The 16840-nt window shown below is 61.5% G+C and carries 22 protein-coding genes; 18 read left to right on the top strand and 4 right to left on the bottom strand.

Features of this window, described 5'->3' with window-relative positions:
- The first annotated feature begins 69 nt into the window (after positions 1-69).
- The 18 genes from parM to ACVIGB_RS05250 all read left to right on the top strand — a co-directional run bounded on the left by parM (position 70) and on the right by ACVIGB_RS05250 (position 12706).
- On the top strand, positions 70-1095 hold the full coding sequence (gene parM, locus ACVIGB_RS05335; protein ID WP_456717771.1) for a plasmid segregation protein ParM domain-containing protein: 1026 nt from the start codon (positions 70-72) through the stop codon (positions 1093-1095).
- 29 nt (positions 1096-1124) lie between these two features.
- The gene (locus ACVIGB_RS05330) at positions 1125-1556 is read left to right on the top strand and encodes a hypothetical protein (RefSeq protein ID WP_456717772.1); all 432 of its coding nucleotides are present in this window, start codon (positions 1125-1127) and stop codon (positions 1554-1556) included.
- 123 nt (positions 1557-1679) lie between these two features.
- On the top strand, positions 1680-2237 hold the full coding sequence (locus ACVIGB_RS05325; RefSeq protein ID WP_456749103.1) for a hypothetical protein: 558 nt from the start codon (positions 1680-1682) through the stop codon (positions 2235-2237).
- A gap of 95 nt (positions 2238-2332) precedes the next feature.
- Positions 2333-3421 carry a secretion/conjugation apparatus DotM-related subunit gene (locus ACVIGB_RS05320; protein WP_456717774.1) on the top strand — a complete coding sequence of 363 codons (1089 nt, stop codon included), beginning with the start codon at positions 2333-2335 and terminating at the stop codon, positions 3419-3421.
- 8 nt (positions 3422-3429) lie between these two features.
- Positions 3430-4023: a hypothetical protein gene (locus ACVIGB_RS05315; RefSeq protein ID WP_456717775.1), complete on the top strand. Its 594-nt coding sequence runs from the start codon at positions 3430-3432 to the stop codon at positions 4021-4023.
- 27 nt (positions 4024-4050) lie between these two features.
- Positions 4051-4269 carry a hypothetical protein gene (locus ACVIGB_RS05310; protein ID WP_456717776.1) on the top strand — a complete coding sequence of 73 codons (219 nt, stop codon included), beginning with the start codon at positions 4051-4053 and terminating at the stop codon, positions 4267-4269.
- A 152-nt stretch (positions 4270-4421) separates the two neighbouring features.
- On the top strand, positions 4422-4907 hold the full coding sequence (locus ACVIGB_RS05305) for a hypothetical protein (protein ID WP_456717777.1): 486 nt from the start codon (positions 4422-4424) through the stop codon (positions 4905-4907).
- A 7-nt stretch (positions 4908-4914) separates the two neighbouring features.
- Entirely contained in the window at positions 4915-5493 is a 579-nt protein-coding gene (locus ACVIGB_RS05300; RefSeq protein WP_456717778.1) for a hypothetical protein, read from the top strand.
- Positions 5432-5941, top strand: coding sequence for a hypothetical protein (locus ACVIGB_RS05295; RefSeq protein WP_456717779.1), 510 nt, complete (start codon positions 5432-5434; stop codon positions 5939-5941). The genes ACVIGB_RS05300 and ACVIGB_RS05295 overlap by 62 nt, the downstream gene beginning before the upstream one ends.
- A 15-nt stretch (positions 5942-5956) precedes the next feature.
- Positions 5957-6865 (top strand): secretion/conjugation apparatus DotM-related subunit, encoded by a 909-nt coding sequence (locus ACVIGB_RS05290; protein ID WP_456717780.1) that lies wholly within the window; start codon positions 5957-5959, stop codon positions 6863-6865.
- Positions 6865-8031: a hypothetical protein gene (locus tag ACVIGB_RS05285; RefSeq protein ID WP_456717781.1), complete on the top strand. Its 1167-nt coding sequence runs from the start codon at positions 6865-6867 to the stop codon at positions 8029-8031. Before ACVIGB_RS05290 ends, ACVIGB_RS05285 begins: the two co-directional genes overlap by 1 nt.
- 21 nt (positions 8032-8052) lie before the next feature.
- Positions 8053-9042, top strand: coding sequence for an ADP-ribosylglycohydrolase family protein (locus ACVIGB_RS05280; protein WP_456717782.1), 990 nt, complete (start codon positions 8053-8055; stop codon positions 9040-9042).
- 243 nt (positions 9043-9285) lie between these two features.
- Positions 9286-9585 carry a hypothetical protein gene (locus ACVIGB_RS05275; RefSeq protein WP_456717783.1) on the top strand — a complete coding sequence of 100 codons (300 nt, stop codon included), beginning with the start codon at positions 9286-9288 and terminating at the stop codon, positions 9583-9585.
- A gap of 8 nt (positions 9586-9593) precedes the next feature.
- Positions 9594-9830 carry a hypothetical protein gene (locus ACVIGB_RS05270; RefSeq protein WP_456717784.1) on the top strand — a complete coding sequence of 79 codons (237 nt, stop codon included), beginning with the start codon at positions 9594-9596 and terminating at the stop codon, positions 9828-9830.
- Positions 9823-10242 (top strand): hypothetical protein, encoded by a 420-nt coding sequence (locus ACVIGB_RS05265; RefSeq protein ID WP_456717785.1) that lies wholly within the window; start codon positions 9823-9825, stop codon positions 10240-10242. The genes ACVIGB_RS05270 and ACVIGB_RS05265 overlap by 8 nt, the downstream gene beginning before the upstream one ends.
- Positions 10239-11522, top strand: a complete 1284-nt coding sequence (locus ACVIGB_RS05260) for a hypothetical protein (RefSeq protein WP_456717786.1) — start codon at positions 10239-10241, stop codon at positions 11520-11522. The genes ACVIGB_RS05265 and ACVIGB_RS05260 overlap by 4 nt, the downstream gene beginning before the upstream one ends.
- A 4-nt stretch (positions 11523-11526) precedes the next feature.
- A complete protein-coding gene (locus ACVIGB_RS05255) occupies positions 11527-11841 on the top strand; it encodes a hypothetical protein (RefSeq protein WP_456717787.1) in 315 nt (104 codons plus the stop codon).
- A gap of 85 nt (positions 11842-11926) precedes the next feature.
- A complete protein-coding gene (locus ACVIGB_RS05250; RefSeq protein WP_456717788.1) occupies positions 11927-12706 on the top strand; it encodes a hypothetical protein in 780 nt (259 codons plus the stop codon).
- Here the strand turns inward: ACVIGB_RS05250 and ACVIGB_RS05245 are convergent.
- The 4 genes from ACVIGB_RS05245 to ACVIGB_RS05230 all read right to left on the bottom strand — a co-directional run bounded on the left by ACVIGB_RS05245 (position 12703) and on the right by ACVIGB_RS05230 (position 16547).
- Positions 12703-13002, bottom strand: a complete 300-nt coding sequence (locus tag ACVIGB_RS05245) for a helix-turn-helix transcriptional regulator (RefSeq protein ID WP_456717789.1) — start codon at positions 13000-13002, stop codon at positions 12703-12705. The two genes, ACVIGB_RS05250 and ACVIGB_RS05245, sit on opposite strands and share 4 nt — an antisense overlap.
- Before the next feature lie 109 nt (positions 13003-13111).
- A complete protein-coding gene (locus ACVIGB_RS05240) occupies positions 13112-15061 on the bottom strand; it encodes a hypothetical protein (protein WP_456717790.1) in 1950 nt (649 codons plus the stop codon).
- A gap of 3 nt (positions 15062-15064) precedes the next feature.
- Complete coding sequence (locus ACVIGB_RS05235; RefSeq protein ID WP_456717791.1) at positions 15065-15874, bottom strand: PP2C family serine/threonine-protein phosphatase; 810 nt, start codon at positions 15872-15874, stop codon at positions 15065-15067.
- On the bottom strand, positions 15864-16547 hold the full coding sequence (locus ACVIGB_RS05230; protein WP_456717792.1) for a vWA domain-containing protein: 684 nt from the start codon (positions 16545-16547) through the stop codon (positions 15864-15866). The genes ACVIGB_RS05235 and ACVIGB_RS05230 overlap by 11 nt, the downstream gene beginning before the upstream one ends.
- Positions 16548-16840 lie beyond the last annotated feature (293 nt).

Raw genomic sequence — 16840 nt, 5'->3', positions numbered from 1 at the left:
GGCCGTGGCTCGGGGAAAGAATAACGACGAAGGGGTTGGCCGCAGGGCCGAGATGAAGGATTCGGGGACATGAGCAAGCGTGAACTGATGGTAGCGGTCGACGACGGCTACGCCCAGATGAAGTGCTTCGGCGACGCGCCGGAGGGCCAGGGGACCAAGCCATTCGTGATGCGGTCGGCGATCGCGGTCGGCCGCCGGGGGCTTGGTTCGATCAACGGCGACGAGACCGTCGATGCCTGGGAGACCGATGGCAAGGCCTTCACGGTCTCCGACGCCATCCAGACCGAGAACACCCAGCTGGACAGCTTCCACTTCTCGGACATGAACCGGGTCCTGATCAATCACGCCCTCTATGCCGCCGGCTACGGCGGGCGCAAGGTGAGCCTGGTGGCCGGCCTGCCGGTGGCGAACTTCTTTGCTCATGGCATCCGCAACGACGAGGCGATCGAAAAGAAGAAGCAGAACCTCCTGAAGGCGGTGAAGCTGACGTCCTCGAAGGCGGAGGTCGCCGAGATCGTCGATGTGCGGATCGGGTGCCAGGCGGTGGCGGCCTATGTCGACTGGCTGCTCGATGACGACCTCAAGGAGCGCCGCAACGCGGACAGCCGGGTCGCGATCGTCGATATCGGCGGCCGGACCACCGATATCGCGGTGGTGATCGGCGGCAGGCAGATCGACCATGACAAGTCGGGCACGGCCAACACCGGTGTGCTAGACGTCTATTCCGCGGTCGAACGTGGGATTCAGAAGACGTTCGACATCCCGGATCGCCTGTCCCTGAACCAGCTCGACCAGATCGTGCGGAGCAACAAGGTGAAGTTGTTCGGCAGGGACGAGGATGCCTCCCGGATTGTGCGCGATGCGGTTTCCGAGCAGGAAGAAAAGATCCGCATGGAGTGCGAACGCAAGATCGGCAGCGGCGCCACGCTGGACGCGATCGTGTTCGTCGGCGGCGGCTCGGCCCTGTTCAAGACGATCAACGCCAAGTTCCGCAACGCCGTGATGATCGACAATCCGGAAATCGCCAATGCGCGGGGCATGTGGAAGTTCTTCCGCTGGAGGGAGATGCAGAGCGTCCCGACGGCCGCAGAGTGATCGCGGCGGGCAGGCTGCCGGGTTAGACCATGTCAAGTAAGCGCAAGACCATTCCGCGGCTGCGGCGGACCGCGAAGTCGACGATGAAGGCCGTCTACCTGAAGCCGGGATTGCCCGAGGACGATTTGCTGGCAGCGGTCTGGGACGCGTCCAGCCGGCCGACGCAGCTGTTCCGGACGCTGCTCCTGCAGGGCGTCAAGCGGATGGTCGAGCGGGGCGAACTTCCGTACCAGGTCGCGAAGGATCACAGCGTCCAGCGCCAGCTCGGCGTGCTGGGAGAATTGTCGCCCGCGGCGCCGGCTCAGGTGCTGCCCGCGGCACGTCCTGTCGCGCCGCCGCTGCAGCCGGCACCGGCGGAGTTGGCTCCGCCTGTCAGCGAGCCTGCAACGACATCTTCACAGCCGTCTCCACAGAAGGATTCGTTACCGCGGCGTGTCGGCCTCGACGCTTCCCTGATGTAGCGTTAGCGTTTCCCCAATCGGGGAAATTCTATGAACCACAATCCTGACCAAGCACAATTCTCGTCCGCCGCGCTGCGCGCGCATGTCTCAATCGCGGAGCGTTCGCTTCCGCCGAGAGAACCGGTGGACCTGTCGCTCACACATCTCGTGTGCTCGAGTGCTCAGGAACTCCTGGGTTGGCGCTGGCGACTAATCCTCGCCGAAGAATTTGGGCTCGATCTCAACCAGATCACCCTGTTTGCCGAGGGCCGCGTCAACGTTCCCCAGCACGTCGTCGAAGCGGTGCATCGCATCGCGAAGGCCAGACGGGCCGGAATACAGTCGATTGCGGCCACGCTGGCGCCCTGGATCGCGGAGGCGCCGGAAGGCGACTATTCGGACCCCGAGCCCGAAAAGAGCTGGCCGAGCGCCTATTTCATGCCTGAGCTGGCTGCTCAGGATCGCGCATGGTCCCTCGGGCGAACCTACGACGGTCCGAGAGTTGAAGCCAACGAGGCGCCGCTGCAGCCTGTCACCGTCCCGGAGCATTCGCTGGCGCTCGAAGCTACCCTCGATGAGCGCTCAGCGCCGCCGGCCGCGGCCGTTGTTGCCGAGGAGCATGCTCCACCTGTCGAGGCGAGCCTGGATGACATCGCCCGGGAGCTCAATCGCCTCTTGGTGAAACAAACGACCAAGGACTAGAATAATTTCATCGGATTGAACTAAAGGGGACGGCGCATTGCGCCGGGTTGACCATGGCAGGACCACCTAAAGGGCAAGAGCAGTCATCTTCCGAAATGGCGGCGTTGGCCGTTGCGGTGGTGCTGTTCATCGTCTGCGCCATTCTTTGGATCTTTTACCGCGCGCCCCTGATCTACTTCATTTACGGGCTGAGCCTGCTCCAGACCGAGTTGATCGGGATATTCAAGGGTGGGCTCGGGGCGACCGGATCCCATGTCAGGGAAGTCATCCTCGATACGTACAACGGCACCTGGGAAGCATCGCGCACCCAGTACAACGACATGACTTTCATCATGGAGGCCGTGGGCAATCAGACCCGGCTGCCCATTTGCGCTATCATCATCGGGCTTGCCGTCTATGTGCTCTTCCGGATGAAGGGCGAAGGCTACAAGAACCCGTTCAATCTCAGCCAGCTTGCCGATTATCAGTCGCGGCATTGGAAAGTCGCGCTCGCCGGATCAACGTTCGACCCGCTCAAGGATGACCCGAACAACAGGCCGGCGGAGAGGCCCTATGAGTGGATGATCGCCAACAAAGTCGGCTTGAAGAACGGCTATGTCGACCAGGACAGTGCTGAGAAGGCCTATCGCGAGCAACTCGGGGAGACCTATCTCGGCTTCGCAAAGCTGCCCATCCACACTCAGGCGCTGGCGGTGACCTTTAATCTCTCGCGCAAGCGCGACAAGCGGACGCAGTCCCTGAAGGAGGCGCTTGCGGAAATCTGGGTGACGGATCGCGAGCATGCGCCCGAACGCACCAAGGAATTGATCGCGCCATATGTTGCCGATCAAAAGTTCCTCGCGCCGATCGAGCGCATCATGGGCCAGCATGCCTACATCAACACGGCCATGACCCGCTTGTTTGAGGAAGCCAAGAATAAGGGCGGTGTGCTGGCCTGCTCGGAAATCCGGTGGCTGAAGCCGGTCGATCGTACGCTCTGGTTCAGCCTCCAGAATGTCGGGCGTCACGCTTATTTCCCGGAATCGGCGGCTATACGGGCCCATTTCGATGCCGAAAAGATCACCGGCGAGCGCCTCATTGAACCGTACCTCGACAAGGTCCTCGAGGGGTTGCAGGATTATTGCCAGAAGCATGGCAACCCGGACCTCGAGACCTATCTGGCGTCCCTCAAGATCCAGGATTGAGCTCAACCATGCTGAACACGCTTCACTCGACCCCGCTGAATCCACGCGATCTGATCGCCGAGAAGATCTGGCATGCCGAATATCGCCGCGCGACGGGCAAACCGCGCCTGGTCGACTGGGCGGCCGGGGTCTCGGAGGAGGACAAGGACAGGTATCGGTACGTGGCGGATGCCATCCTGTCTTTGGCGCCGGATATCGGCGCGGCCCGGAGCGAGACGTGTCAGGTGCTCGACCCGTTCTTCGGGAGGATTGCCGAGATCAGCGACCGGCTGACGGACCGGCTGCGGGGGCGCTACGCCGTTGGTCCGACGATGCCCGACGGCGAACCGGAATTCGGGTGGCGAGTCCACGAGGTGGCGCCAATCCAGAAGGAAGCGGCCGATGCGATCGATCGTTTGAGCGCGCAGCTCGAGACCGTGCAAAACGCTACGATCGAGGCATGCGCACGGAGGCTGAAGGAGAGCTATCCGGAGCACGCTTGGCTGAATGCCGCCTGCGCTGCCATCCGCTCGCTTTCCCTTGCGCCAGAAGTCGATCGCGGTGCCTCACCACATGAAGATGATCGGCGGGACGAGGCCGGCGACGCACCCGCGCTCTCTTGAAGCCTGGCTTTTGATGGGGGAGCGAACTTGAGCGGAGAGTTTGAACACAAGGGATACCGCGGCGCGGTCTTCGAGGACGGCGACGGCCACATGGTCGCGATCAGCGGAATCGCGGACATGATCACCGCAACCATCCAGGATCTCGCGATGGCGCAGGACGTCTTCTGCGATCTCGTCGAGGATTACCTGGCAACCTGCGCGGAAGTCGGAAAGCAACCGTGCCCGCCACCGGCGGACTTCCGTTAGCCACGCGAGGACTACCAGTTCGTGCCAGTGAATGCGGTTGCGTGCCGTTATCAACCATTTCCACGTGAACCTACTCAAGGATTCGAATAGCCGGTGCGGCTGAGGTCGCGTCGGCCTAATGTGGTCGAACCCACAAATGGGAGAGGACCACGATGTTTGCGAACGCCTTGCCGCAGCGAGCCCGAGAACGATGGGCTGCCTTGCAAGAGACCATTGGAATCAGAAAGCCGACCGACATTGAGCGCTTCGCTCGGCGAGCCGGATGGATTCTGCTGGCCGGCGCCATCGCGGCTGTGCTCGTGCCGACGCTGGCCGTGCCATTGGCGATGGTCGGAGCGATTGTGTTGTTAGCGTGTGTGATGCTGATGACCCCGGCATCGACCAACGATAGAGAGAGCGGCTTCTTCTACGTAGGTTCAGTGCCCGCCAGAGGCGAGAAGGTATGGCTCACGGCGGATGAGTGCAGATCGAACTTGCTGGTTTCCGGACCGACCGAACATCGTTTGCCGGCGATGCTCGGTCTTGCTCAAAACGCGTTCGACCTCGAGAGCGGTCTTATCTTTGTCAGTGGTAGCGGCGATCTAGATGTTTACACTCGGAATCCACTCGCTAGCGAAGCAGTATGGCAGGGAGGATGATGTCCTGTTGGTCAACATGCTGACATCGAGCGTTGATGTCAGCGATTCCGATCACATCCCGTCGAACACCCTTAACCCGTTTACAACTGGTTCCTCGGATGCGCTGACGCAGATGGTGGTATCGCTGATGGACGATGCTCCCGGTGACGGCGCGATGTGGAAGGGCCGCGCGATCGCAATGCTCACCGGCGTGATGAGTGCTCTGGTCTGGAAGCGCGACGTTGGGCTGATCGGCCTGAACGTCGGCACCATCCGGGAAAACTTGAATCTCAAAAACATCGTCGAACTCGCTGACCCCGAGAAGCATCCAGACATGCCGGATAGCGTTCGCGTTGCGGTCAAAGCGTATCTGTCGTCGCTGCCGGGCTATCATCAGGAGAAGGGTGCCAAGCAGTCGATCACCACGCTTGATCAGCACGGTTACCTGCAGATGCAGTTCACCAGGATTCTCGGTAGGCTAGCGGACGTTTACGGCTACATCTTCCTGGATTCCGGCCGCCCAGGTCGATTTTATGGACGTGGTGTTGAATCGCCGCATCCTGGTTATTTTGCTGCCTCTGGATCGGTCGGACAAAGAGGTTGCTGATCTGGCAAAGATCTTCGTCGCCATGCTGAGGGTTGCCGCCAACAGGCATTCTTTGCGGCTGGATGAAGCGGCGGGGGCCATGGGCAATTCCGGGCAGGATGGGACTGCGACCGTTGTCCGCGACAGGCGCGAGGTTCCTCCGCTCGTGGTTGGGTTCGATGGATTCGAGCACTACGCATCCATCGGAATGGCGGAGATCGCCCGGGCGGGACGCGTGCTGAACACCTGCTTCGTTTTCGGATGCGATCCGGTCGAACGCATGGTGCCGCGTGATCAGGAGGCCGCCAAGGCGATCCTGGCCGCCTGCGCAAATCGGATCGAATTCGTCAACGGAGAAGAGGACATGGCGATCCTGATGCGCTCGGATGCGGGGCGCGTGGTGCGGGTCCGTACTGTTCTGGAGGGCAATCTCGACAATCTAGTCCTCAACCTCAACCAGACCGTCTGAGCCGGGGGGACGAAAATGAAAATTACGCTCGAAATGCCGTCGGTGTTCGCGGGAATTGTACTCGGAATGCTGATTAGCGCGGTCTCCGTCAAACCCTGGATCATGAACTTCGACAATGCCGGGTCTTCGACTTTCATCGCGATCGGTCTGCTGGCGGTTGCTGGCGGTTGGCTCACCATTTTTGGTGACAAGGCTCCTGCGTTACTCGGGATGATGGCTCGGAGTGCCGCATTGCGGGGAGCCGGCTCGCAGGACCAGATGGTTCAACCGGACGAGTTGCCCTCGAACCCCAATCTTCAGGCTCCTGCAGAGCGGCCGCTTGAATGGATGCAGAAAGCGAACGAATCGGAGGGCGCTGAAGGGTTGGGGTGGGAGAAAGCGTCTGCCTTGCTGCAGGCGCAGCTTCCGGACAACCCCATTCGCGATGGCATCATTCGCGCACTCACCCTGGCCATCCGCCTTACGCTCGAGATGCCACGTTCGAAAGCAGCAATGGAGGCCATGGCGACCGCGGCCTGGGCGTCACTCAAAAATGGTGTGACCCCCGATTTCAGCAAGTTGGCGGACGACCTGCTCGAAAGCTTTCCGAAGCTCAGGATCGCCAGGATTCGCGATGATCGACACCACTTCGGAGCGACGCGCCTGATTGCAGAGATCGATGCGGCTCGCAGGAGCGGACAATTTGTGGCTGCGGCCGAATTGCGCTGGGTAAAGGCATTCGACCGGCCGCTCTACTATGCCATCAGCAATCTCGGACGCACGACCATGTTTTTGGAAGGGGCCGGCATTTCATCGCATTATGCGGCGGAGAAGAAAGCTGGGCACCGGCTGCCCCAGCCCGATGTCGAGGCAGCGTTGACCGGCCTTGAGCAGTATTTTCGCGAACGCGATCTGATCTCGGAAGTCAGGTGGGTGCTTACCTGATGAACCAGGGATCGCGATCCAGCTGTCCGGAATGCTCGACCTCAGCTGTTGTGAAGTTCGGCAAGCGGGAGCAGTTTCGCATGGAGCTCGATGCGGCAGGTGCGCTGAAACGCTGCCTGGAGCCAGTCCAGCGCTATCGCTGCAAGGACTGCGGTCACACTTACTTGGCCGACATTGACGATAGCGAGGTGCTGGAGACTGTCTGTTCGACGGCCATGCGACTTGGCATCAGCGGGGCGGCGTCGAAGCATGACATCGATGGCGGGACTGTCTCGCGGATGCTCGCTCGCTGGATCGCCTCCCGGCATGACGCCAAAGACGCCGTCATGCCGGCGACACTCGGAATCAATTCGTTGCGCTCCGGGCAATCGCGCTTGATTCTGACCGATGTCGATGAGCAGGGGGTCGTAGAGATCGTCGATGGCCTCGAACAACTGAAAGCCCGATCTGACACCAGCGACGGTGTCCCCTCAATGGTCTCCATCGAGATCGACGCGGGCCTTGCGAGAGCCGTTAAGACGATCTGGCCGGAGGCGACGGTCGCGGTTCCTCCGCAAGCGGCCGCTCGGTCGATTACGGTCGCCGCGCTATCGACCTTTCGTGCGTTGATCCGGGATGGCATCCTGCGCGGCAGAAACTATCGAGAACATCCAAGGCTGCTTCGGATAGCCAACGAGGACTTGTCTGACCGGGATGCCAACGAACTCGCCCTCTGGTCGGAGCCGTTGCGGCGCCTACGGAGTGCGGTCCTTCTATTGTTGAAGACCATCCGGCAAGGCTCCGACGCTAACTTCGAGGATACCCACGCACGGGTCATTGGAAGCCTACGATCCTTGGCCCCGGGTGGGGCCTTGGATCGTCTTCTGACCACGTGGAAGGAGCCAATCGCGGCCGGCGTAGCAAATCGCTGGATCGACGCGACGTGGCTGACGGTCGACAGGCTGCGGCGTGAGGTTGCCGCAGCAAAGCCGGCAGCCGGTTTGGATCAGCTGAGGGCTATCCTGGTCTATTCGGTGCAGCGGCAGTCCGTATTCGTGTTTAGGCCCGCGTATGGTGGAATGACGCAGGTCGACGAAGGAAGCCGCCTTCTCGAGGGCGCCATCGAGGCATTGCGAGCGTTCACGCCGACAATGGCGGCGCCGACGCGTGAACTGGAATCCACATAGAGCGCCAAGGAGAATATCGAGATGTTGGGAGCTATTGTCGGCGACATTGTTGGTTCGCGTTACGAATTCAATCCTATCAAGACGACCGAATTCGATCTCATGCCGCCGGAAGCCTTCTGGACCGACGATACGGTAATGACGTTGGCCGTCGCGGATGCGCTGGTTCACTGCAAAGACATGGCCAGTACGCTCCGCCGGTGGGGCAAAGAGTATCCGACGAGCTACGGACTTCATTTCTGGGACTGGATCCGTGATCCACACAAGGGGCCGTACGGGTCGTGGGGGAACGGCGCCTCGATGCGGGTTTCGCCGGCGGCGTGGCTCGCTCACGATGTTCAGGAATGTCTTGAGTTTGCCAAGCAATCCGCGGAGGTCACGCACAACCATCCCGAAGGGATCCGCGGTGCGCAGGCGACGGCTCTGGCGATCTATGCTGCCCGCACCGGATGGACTGCGGCGCAGATCAGGGATCTGGTGTCGCAGCTGTTCGGGTACGACTTGTTTGCGCCGGTTGACGAGATTCGGCCGGGTTACGTGTTCGAAGTGAAGTCCTGGAAGTCAGTCCCGCAAGCGATCATCTGTGCGCTCAATGCGACTTCTTTCGATGAGGCGATCCGCCTGGCCGTGTCGCTGGGCGGCGACGCAGACACCCAGGCGGCGATTGCGGGATCGATTGCCGAACCGCTGTTCGGGATCCCCAACGACTTGGCGAAACAGGCGACTTCTCGCCTCATCGAACCCATGGCGACGGCGTTGAACGAGGCGCGGACCCACGCCGCGGGGATTCGACAGCGCCCGATCCGCGACGCGGACAAGACCTCCATCCCCCGCTGGGATCCGAGGGCAAACGACCGTTGGGAAGCCGAACTCAAGGCAAGACGACCGAATGAGGATCCGCCCGGTTACCGCGACGAGATGGACAAGGTACTCGGGCTGCTCTGTCCGAGCGCTCCACATTTGGAGCAGCCGAAGAAGCAGCGTGGTTGGTTCCGACGCGTCCTCGGCATTTGAAGTGGGAAGTCTGCTTAAACTATCGGCCGGGCGCCGCCGATACGCTGGAAAGGCAAATTTGCTTGATTTGGACGCAGGACCGGCGTCCGATCGTTAACCGCAAAGCGGAATTTCCACAGTTCCTCCACTGCCTTAGCGGCCACTGCCGTTCCCGGAAGTAACTGGCAAGATTACAACACCAGGTAATTCGGCGCCCATTAATCTAATCCTTGGGCGATGTCAGTCGTTAGGGGAAATGAATCGATGAGCCAGAATTACCAGGGCAGTGAGGTGGCGCCCGGCGACCTCGCGGTCATGATTTTGGGACCGGGGCCGCGGCGATCGGCTCGGTCCGGCGCCAAATTCGACTGGTCGCTCCTCGCGATCTGGACCTTTATTTCCTTGAACGTGATCGGGTTCTGGGCCCTTGTGACCAGTTCCGCTCTCGGACGTTGGTCCTGGTCGATCGGCATCCTGGTCACTGCCGCCGCCCTTTGGGCCGTCTTCTTCATGGGAAGCTTCTACGCCCGGGTCCGTCAAAAGCACGGCGCTTCGCCCCGATGAGCCTTCTCATGAAGAACCGGTCGGGGAACAGTCGGACCGACTATGCGGTTCTGGCGCTGGGGCTCATCAATGCGGCGGGCACGGGTCTGCTCTGGCTGGTGGCGCCGGCCACCTGGCCTGCGCATTCCTTTGCCATCTATGTGGGCGCTCCTGCGGTCGCGAGCGTGGTCGCCATTGCGCTGAGCGCGTGGCCCATTATTGGCAGTCTCCGTGCCGGGAGCGCTACGGCGTGTTCCAATGACTGAGCTGTCGTCCCACGACTTTGCAGCTCTCCTCCTCGGAGAGGAGCTTGCTTCGGCGACGAGCACGGAATCCGTCATTGTGCTGAAGGGTCACTCCACGTCAGCGTCTCTCCGCCTGATCTCGCCCGCCGAGCGAATTTCGGCAGTGGTCTGGGACTACGGGAGCGGCAGCCAGATCCTGCTTTGCGGCCAGGCGGACTACGTTAAGGCTGAATTCAACGGGCTCGCCAGCAGCCTCGCGGCCCGCGCTCCCCTGACATTCCTGATCCGCCGCGGGCACAAGCTCGTCCGAGAAATGCGGGGGCAAATACGTTCCACCCTTCGTTTGTCCTCCGGTCTCACCGGTCGGCTTGCTAGAACGATCATGCGCGGCCTGCTTCCGGCCGTTTATCAGTCAAGGATTCGATCCCGATGACGTCTAAGTTGCGCAGCCGTCCGATCATCAACTTTCCGACCTCGGGCCTGGTCCAGGCCGTTACCGTAATGCCTACCCGGGTTCGTCTCGTCGATGATCGCGGCGTCCACGACATTTCGCTGAAGGAAGCCTCCGAGGACGGCACCTCGGCGATCATTTGGCGTCGCGCCGGCAAGGACGAGATCGAGCTTTTTAACGGTGACCGGCAGGAGGCGACCGCGGCGTTCGATGACTTTGCAGATCGCATGGGCAGGCTCCTCGATCAGAATCAGGCGCCGATCGCCGAGCCCGCAAAGAAATCCTACCTCTGGGGAGCGATGACCGTCGGCGCCATCCTGGCGGTCGGTTGCATCAACGGTGCGGTATTTTATTCGATGCGAGATCGGGCCCAGCCGCCGGTCGATGATGCGCGTCTGGCAACCCTCGAAAATCTCACGCGACAGCTTCAGGGGCTTGGTATCCCGGACTCTCCTCCTGGGTCACCGCCGTCGACGGCTGCGAAGCCGGTCAAGACCGTCACTGTCCCCACCGGTTTGATCGGTGGCGCACCGAACGCGCCGGCGGCCGCCGATACTGCGGCTGTGCGCGCGGGCGTCGTGATCGTGCCGAAGGATCTGCCGCCGCTTCCGGCTCAACCGCCCGCTGCCGAGACGACCAAGGTGTCCGCACCGGTGACCGATGCGACCCCGGCCAAGGCGCCGCCCGAAAAGGCGTCGGTGACGATCGAGAGCAATGCGCCCTCGACTGAAATTTCCATGGCTACAGATCTGGCGGCCGCGGAAGAGCCCTCGAAGGTGCCATCCAAGGAAGCCTCCAAGGAGACCTCCAAGCCGGCCGAGAAAGCTGCGGACAAGCCCGCTGAGCCCGCGGACGAAGCCAAGGAAGCTACCGCGAAGAAGGATCCGCTGCGTGGCATGAACGCCACCGAGGCGCAGGAGCTGCTCCGCCAGCTCGAGGAGATCAAGACCATGACCGCCGACGGTTCGGAGCTTCCGGTCGAGCTCTTGCGAAAGCTGCCCTCGGAAGTCGCCGCCCGTCTCGTCGGAACCGGCATCGCGACCGTGTCGCCACAGGACCGCAAAGAGCGAGCGCAAAAGCAAGCGCGTATCGTTCGCCTTCCGGCTTCGATTATCAACCAGTATCGGGACCGCACCGGCATCGCCAGCATTCCGGAATCGGACTCCTGGGTTGCCAATGGCGGGCGTGTCAGCATTCCGCTGCCTGGCGGCGGCGACATCACCTCTCCGGACGTCATGACCCAGTTCGGTCTGAAGCCGTAATCTCATGACGGTGATGTCGTCCGATGAAGAGGTGGCCGGCGAGGAACAGGACGAGGCGATCTTCCACGACTTCAGCACCACCGATATCCGCCGTACCACCCGTGTCGTGCTCGGCTTGACTGGTGTTTTGACCCTGATCGGGATCGGTCTTCTCGCCTGGTGGAGCCGGGTTCAGACCGAGAACGCCTGCAGCGACCTCAGTGTAATCGACCAGATGGCGCCGGATCGGGCTATTGATGGTGTCGATCGCAAGTTAGTCGAGGCGTGCCGGTCAATGAAGGTCGACAGCCTGCCGTTATCCAAATCTAACGCCGATTGACTGTGGCGTTTAAGACCGGTTGGTCTGCTTTGGTGCTTGCAATCACCGCAGGTACGGTCTCGTTCACGTCAAGGAGACCAATTCGATGCCCATGTTTGTGACCATCTCGGATGCCGGAAATCCCGACCACAGGCAGGATCCTGCGAGGTCTGTAACAGGGCTACGTCCGCGTCAGGTGGAGGTGAAGGATTTCGCCGAGGCCTCGCAAGTTTGCCAAGACTATATCCGCAAGCACGAGCTCGGCAGCGGGAATTGGACCGGTGGCGCGATCAAGAAGGGCATCAAGGAAATCGCGAAAGTGTCCTTCAACGGCGTTGTTTGGCCTGTTCCAAGACGGATGAACGACAAGCCGCTATGGGCTCCGGAGGTGAGGGAGGCGAGCAAGAATCCTCTCGACCTGCACCAGTGGGAAGTGGCCATTCTGACGATCCCCGGTTACGGCAAGATCGAAGTGACCGGCTGCTTCCGGACGGGCACCATCATCACCGTTCCCGACAAGTTCAAGGTGAATGGCGAGCGTGCCGAGTTCATCGAAGGCATCGAATTTTCTCGCGAAGACGGTGTCTCGAAGATCCCTCCGTTCAGCTATCACCCGGACGGCATTTGGGAGAAGGCCGCCCTGGTGACACCGAAGTTGCTGGCAGCGATCCAAACGGCGATCGAAACTTGGTACGCCGGTGAGGGGGCCGCCATGGTACTCCGCAATGAGCTGGTGGATCGCCGCCGGGGCCTGTTCGTGGAGGAGCGCAATATTGGCCTCGCCGAGGCGGAACTGAATCAGATGCGGGCGAAGGCCGACGAGATCAGAGCGGATATCGAGAAGCTGACCGCCGCGATCGACCAAGGACCGGCACCCAGGATCTAGGCGGGATCGTCATCCTGGCGCCGGTATCTGGGTTTCAGACGGCGCCTCGGCTCGGTTGGGCCGTGGATACCGGCTGGTAGCGTACCGTTGAATTCGAATTGGATGCCGGCGGACTCGAACGCCGTGCGCAGGCGCAAGGCTATGTCGCGGTCCGGAGAGCCATCGCTGTTCTCGAAACGATTGACCGACTGCACCGAAAGACCTGCGACCTTGGCAAGATCCTTCTGCGACCAGAACAGCCACGCGCGCGCCGCCCGTACCTGTGAGGGATAGATACTCGGGACATCGTCGGCCATGATGTGGGTCCAACTACATCACCGGCCTGAACCAGAACTGCTCCCTGGATTACCGGTCGAACACTTCTGTGAGACATCGTACCGCGGTCAGCTCACTTTGTCCCGCCGTTCAGGCGAGCGCTTGGTCAATTGCCGCAATCTCCCGGTCGATGGCGGCAATTGCGTCGACCATTGCGGCACGCTTCAAATCACTATCCGTTCGCAGGCGTTGCATCTCGCGACCCGCGCCGCGTAACCGTTGAGCCAGCGGCGCAATTCGCTTGCGGAATTCAGCATCGATTGCAGCGATTCCGACAGTCCCCTGGAAGTATGGGTCGTATCGGAAACCATGCAACTGCTGTGCGCGCCAATTGAACAGGGCCTGCTGGAGCGACGGGCCAAAGCCCACGACCCCATCGAGCGCGGCATCGGTGACCTCGGCCGCCGTTTCGATGCCAGCCTCGAGAAGCAATGCCTTGCGTGCCGGTCCAATATTGAGGATCTCTGCGTCCTCGATCGAAAACCGGCGGAGATAGAGATGGACCTGCAGTTCCTGCGGGTGCTTCCGCATCCAGCGTATTTTTGCGGTCCGTTCCCGATTAAGGGTCTGATAGGTATCGATGACGTGCAGCAGATCGCAACTGGTTCGCGCAAAGTGCTCAGACGTGCGCTTGAAAGTCTCGATCGCATCCGCCACGGCGGTCTCTCGCCGTTTGAACAATGCCTTGCGTTCCTTGCGCATTCGCCGATGGCTCGGGCGATCGAAGACCCGGTCGGCTAGCCTCAAGCCAATGATCCAAAGCAGTAAGAATGTTACCCAGGGCCAGATCAGATAGGAACTCACCGACCAGCAGCCGAGAAAGATCAGGCTTGTCGCTAGCAGCTTGAACCACGACAAAGAGCGCTCGAACAACGTTCCTTTCCGCGGTACCGGTTTGATCGGCTGGTGCTCGAAGGATGGAGCCTCGTCGAGCCCGGGCTTCACCGCCTCGACGATCGCCTTCCAATCGGACGGTAAGATCTCCGCCTGATCCGCGACATAAACAATCTCGTCGGCGCCAAACAGCGCAACCCCGCTCGCCGCTTCCATGGCACACCACGGACAGTTCCTGCCGAGGGGGAACCAGTGCCTGGAATTCTTGTCGCACCGCCCAAGAGATTCGGCGAGCCGAGACAGCATGGCAATCCATGCCCGCGCATCGGGCCGCCCACCGCTCACGCCGGCTGGCCCGAAGGCCAGTTCAAAGGCAGCCGCAATCTCCATGCCAACAATGTCGACCACGGGAGCGACGCCCGGAGGCGGCTGCATCTGCTTGTCCGCGGCGTGTTCGCCATAGGCGTAACGCAGCTCGGGGATCGCACGCTCCAACATCATCTCCCCAACACCGGAATAGCGGCCGGCAAAGGGATGCCGCCCGGCTACCAACAGATGGAAGATGACGACCGCGAGCCCGAAATTGTCATGATTGGGGGTCCGGAGCGCCGAATGCAGCGGCTTTCCGTGGAGCTCTGGCGGACAGAACGCAGGCTGAGCCACGGTGCAGAAATAGGTCCGCCCGGATTCCTGGATCTGGAAGCTGTCGCAATCGAGCAACTTGACGGTCCCGTCTCGGCTGACGGTGATGCCGCCGAAATTGACGTCGCCAATCACGATGCCGTCCTGGTGAGCCGCGGCAAACGCTCGCGCTACGTTGCCTGCCACATGAACGAGAAACCTCAGATCAGCGTTGGGAAACTCCTTGCGGCGGCTCTTCGGACCGTAGAGCTGATGGATGTCTTTGTGCCCCTCGATCAGGGGCATGACAAAGCCGATCGTTTTGCCAGACCCGTCATCGATGGTTTCCACCGGCCACGCAGATTGAGAGCGGATGCTTTCCGCCGGCATGGTGCACATCAGCCGCAGCTTCGACTGGCGCTCCTCGGACGGCAGCGCGCGATATTGCTTGACGGCATATCCTGGCGCCCGGGGGACCCGGTAGACATCGCCTTCACCACCTCGGCCAATGCGCAAGTCGTCGAGCGCCTTTCCGGTCGGGAGAGCGGCGGCAATTCGACCGGGAGTGAGGGTGGGGGAAGACATCCGCTACACCGCTTGCGAGGCGCCGCGGCGTGTGGCGAGCACGAGGGTCTTGTCGTCGTTGGTCCGGGCATTGACAGCCGGAGATCCAAGGTACTCGCCGAGAAGACATGAGAGCCTCCCGTCGACCCCGGGCGACAGCTTTCGCACCGGCGGCATCATCTCCGAGAAAAACGGGGCGTGCACGCTGTGGGTCTGGCGGTGCAACAGCATCCATTCCAGCCCGTCGGTGAAGAGGGCGAGCTCCTCGAAGTCAATTTCCTGCAGGTCGAAGGCCAGCTGGGCATGCACATCGTCACTGGTGACGAAAAACGTGCTGTTGGCGTGCTCGCCGTGCATCGGCCAGTAGCACCAGCGCCATTCCCGGCCGTCAGAAAAGACAATGGCCCCGTCGCCGATCTGCAGCGTCGCCAGGTGACGTCCCTGAGCAATGACTGCAAGCAGGGTGCACGCGTAGTCGGAGGGGACAGCATCCTCGCGGAGCGCAGCGCCCGCGATAGTATGTCGAACCTGATCGATCCATTGCAGGACGGTTGCGACGTCCAGATCGGGCAGCCGGCGGCCGTTTGCCAGGAAGCGAGCCACGCAGGAGACGAATTCCCCGCAAGCGATCGCGGCACCTTCTTCCGACCGGGACGCGCTGCCTGCGCCATCCGAAACCGCCGCGACCAGGACCTCGCGGTGGTCATGGTCGCGTAGGATTTCGCACCGGAAGGCATCCTGACACCCGGTACCCTGTGCGATATGCGCAGTGCCTACGGCTTTCGCCGCAGCGACCCGCCACGAGACGTCGCTTGCAATGAGCTCAGCCGACACTGGTCCAACCGACCGGGGCTGGCAACGCGACTTTGTCATCGGGCCCCTTGGAGTGCGACACGGCCGACAGCGAGGAGGACAGCCAGCGGAACATCTCGGTGAAGCGGGTCTCGAGCAGCCGCACCGGCGGACGAGCCTCGGGAGCGATCTGGGACAACGTCGCCATGTCGGCGCCGCGGACGCCGCAAGCGAAGAAGGAAAAGGCCTTCGCGGCTTCACCCTCGCGGACGGCCGCGGCCGCGGCGTGCCACTGATCGGTGGGGCGGCCGTCGGTCAGGAACACGATCCAGGGACGGTAATATGGAATGGCATTGGCCCTGTAGAGTGTCTTGCGCTCGCGGATCAGCTGCATGGTCAGCATCAGTGCTTCTCCGGCCGGCGTGTCACCGGAGGCCTTCAGCTTGGGAGGGTAGAAGGTTTCGACCCCGGTGAATTCCTGAACGACTTCGACCCTGCCGCCGAAGCTGACGACCGCCACATCGACGCGCTTTTTTGCCATCGCGTCCTTCTCGAGTTCGTCCTTGAAGGCCACGAGGCCAACATTCAGCTCACCGATCGCATCATTGTCCTTCATGGACTCGGACGTGTCGGCTACGAGAACGCAAGGGCACCGCATCTCGGGGTTCTCGGCGAATTCCGTTGTGACAAAGGGGGATTGGATCAAATCGTTCATTTCGGCTCCTGGGGCCTATCAGCAGGGATTGCAGAATAGAATCGCCGCGGCCGCGATCCTTCGCAAGGATTCGATAGCGAGTTGGTAAACGTTTCTCCGCGAACGGGAAGGCCTTAGCGACGGTGCGGGCATTGTCCACCGTCGAAATCCCCGATTTCCAATGATTTGGGGCTGCCTGACGGCCCAACCCAAGGCAGCGTCGGGTCCTGGCCGAGTTCGATCCGTAGTTGGCGGTGCCGTACTGGTCGCGAACCAGATCGATGAGGTCTTGAGCCGGCGCCGGGCGGCTCATC

It is taken from the genome of Bradyrhizobium sp. USDA 4341 (assembly GCF_054063755.1).
The sequence above is the reverse complement of the archived record's forward strand: the minus strand, read 5'-3'. Positions and strand labels throughout refer to the sequence as shown.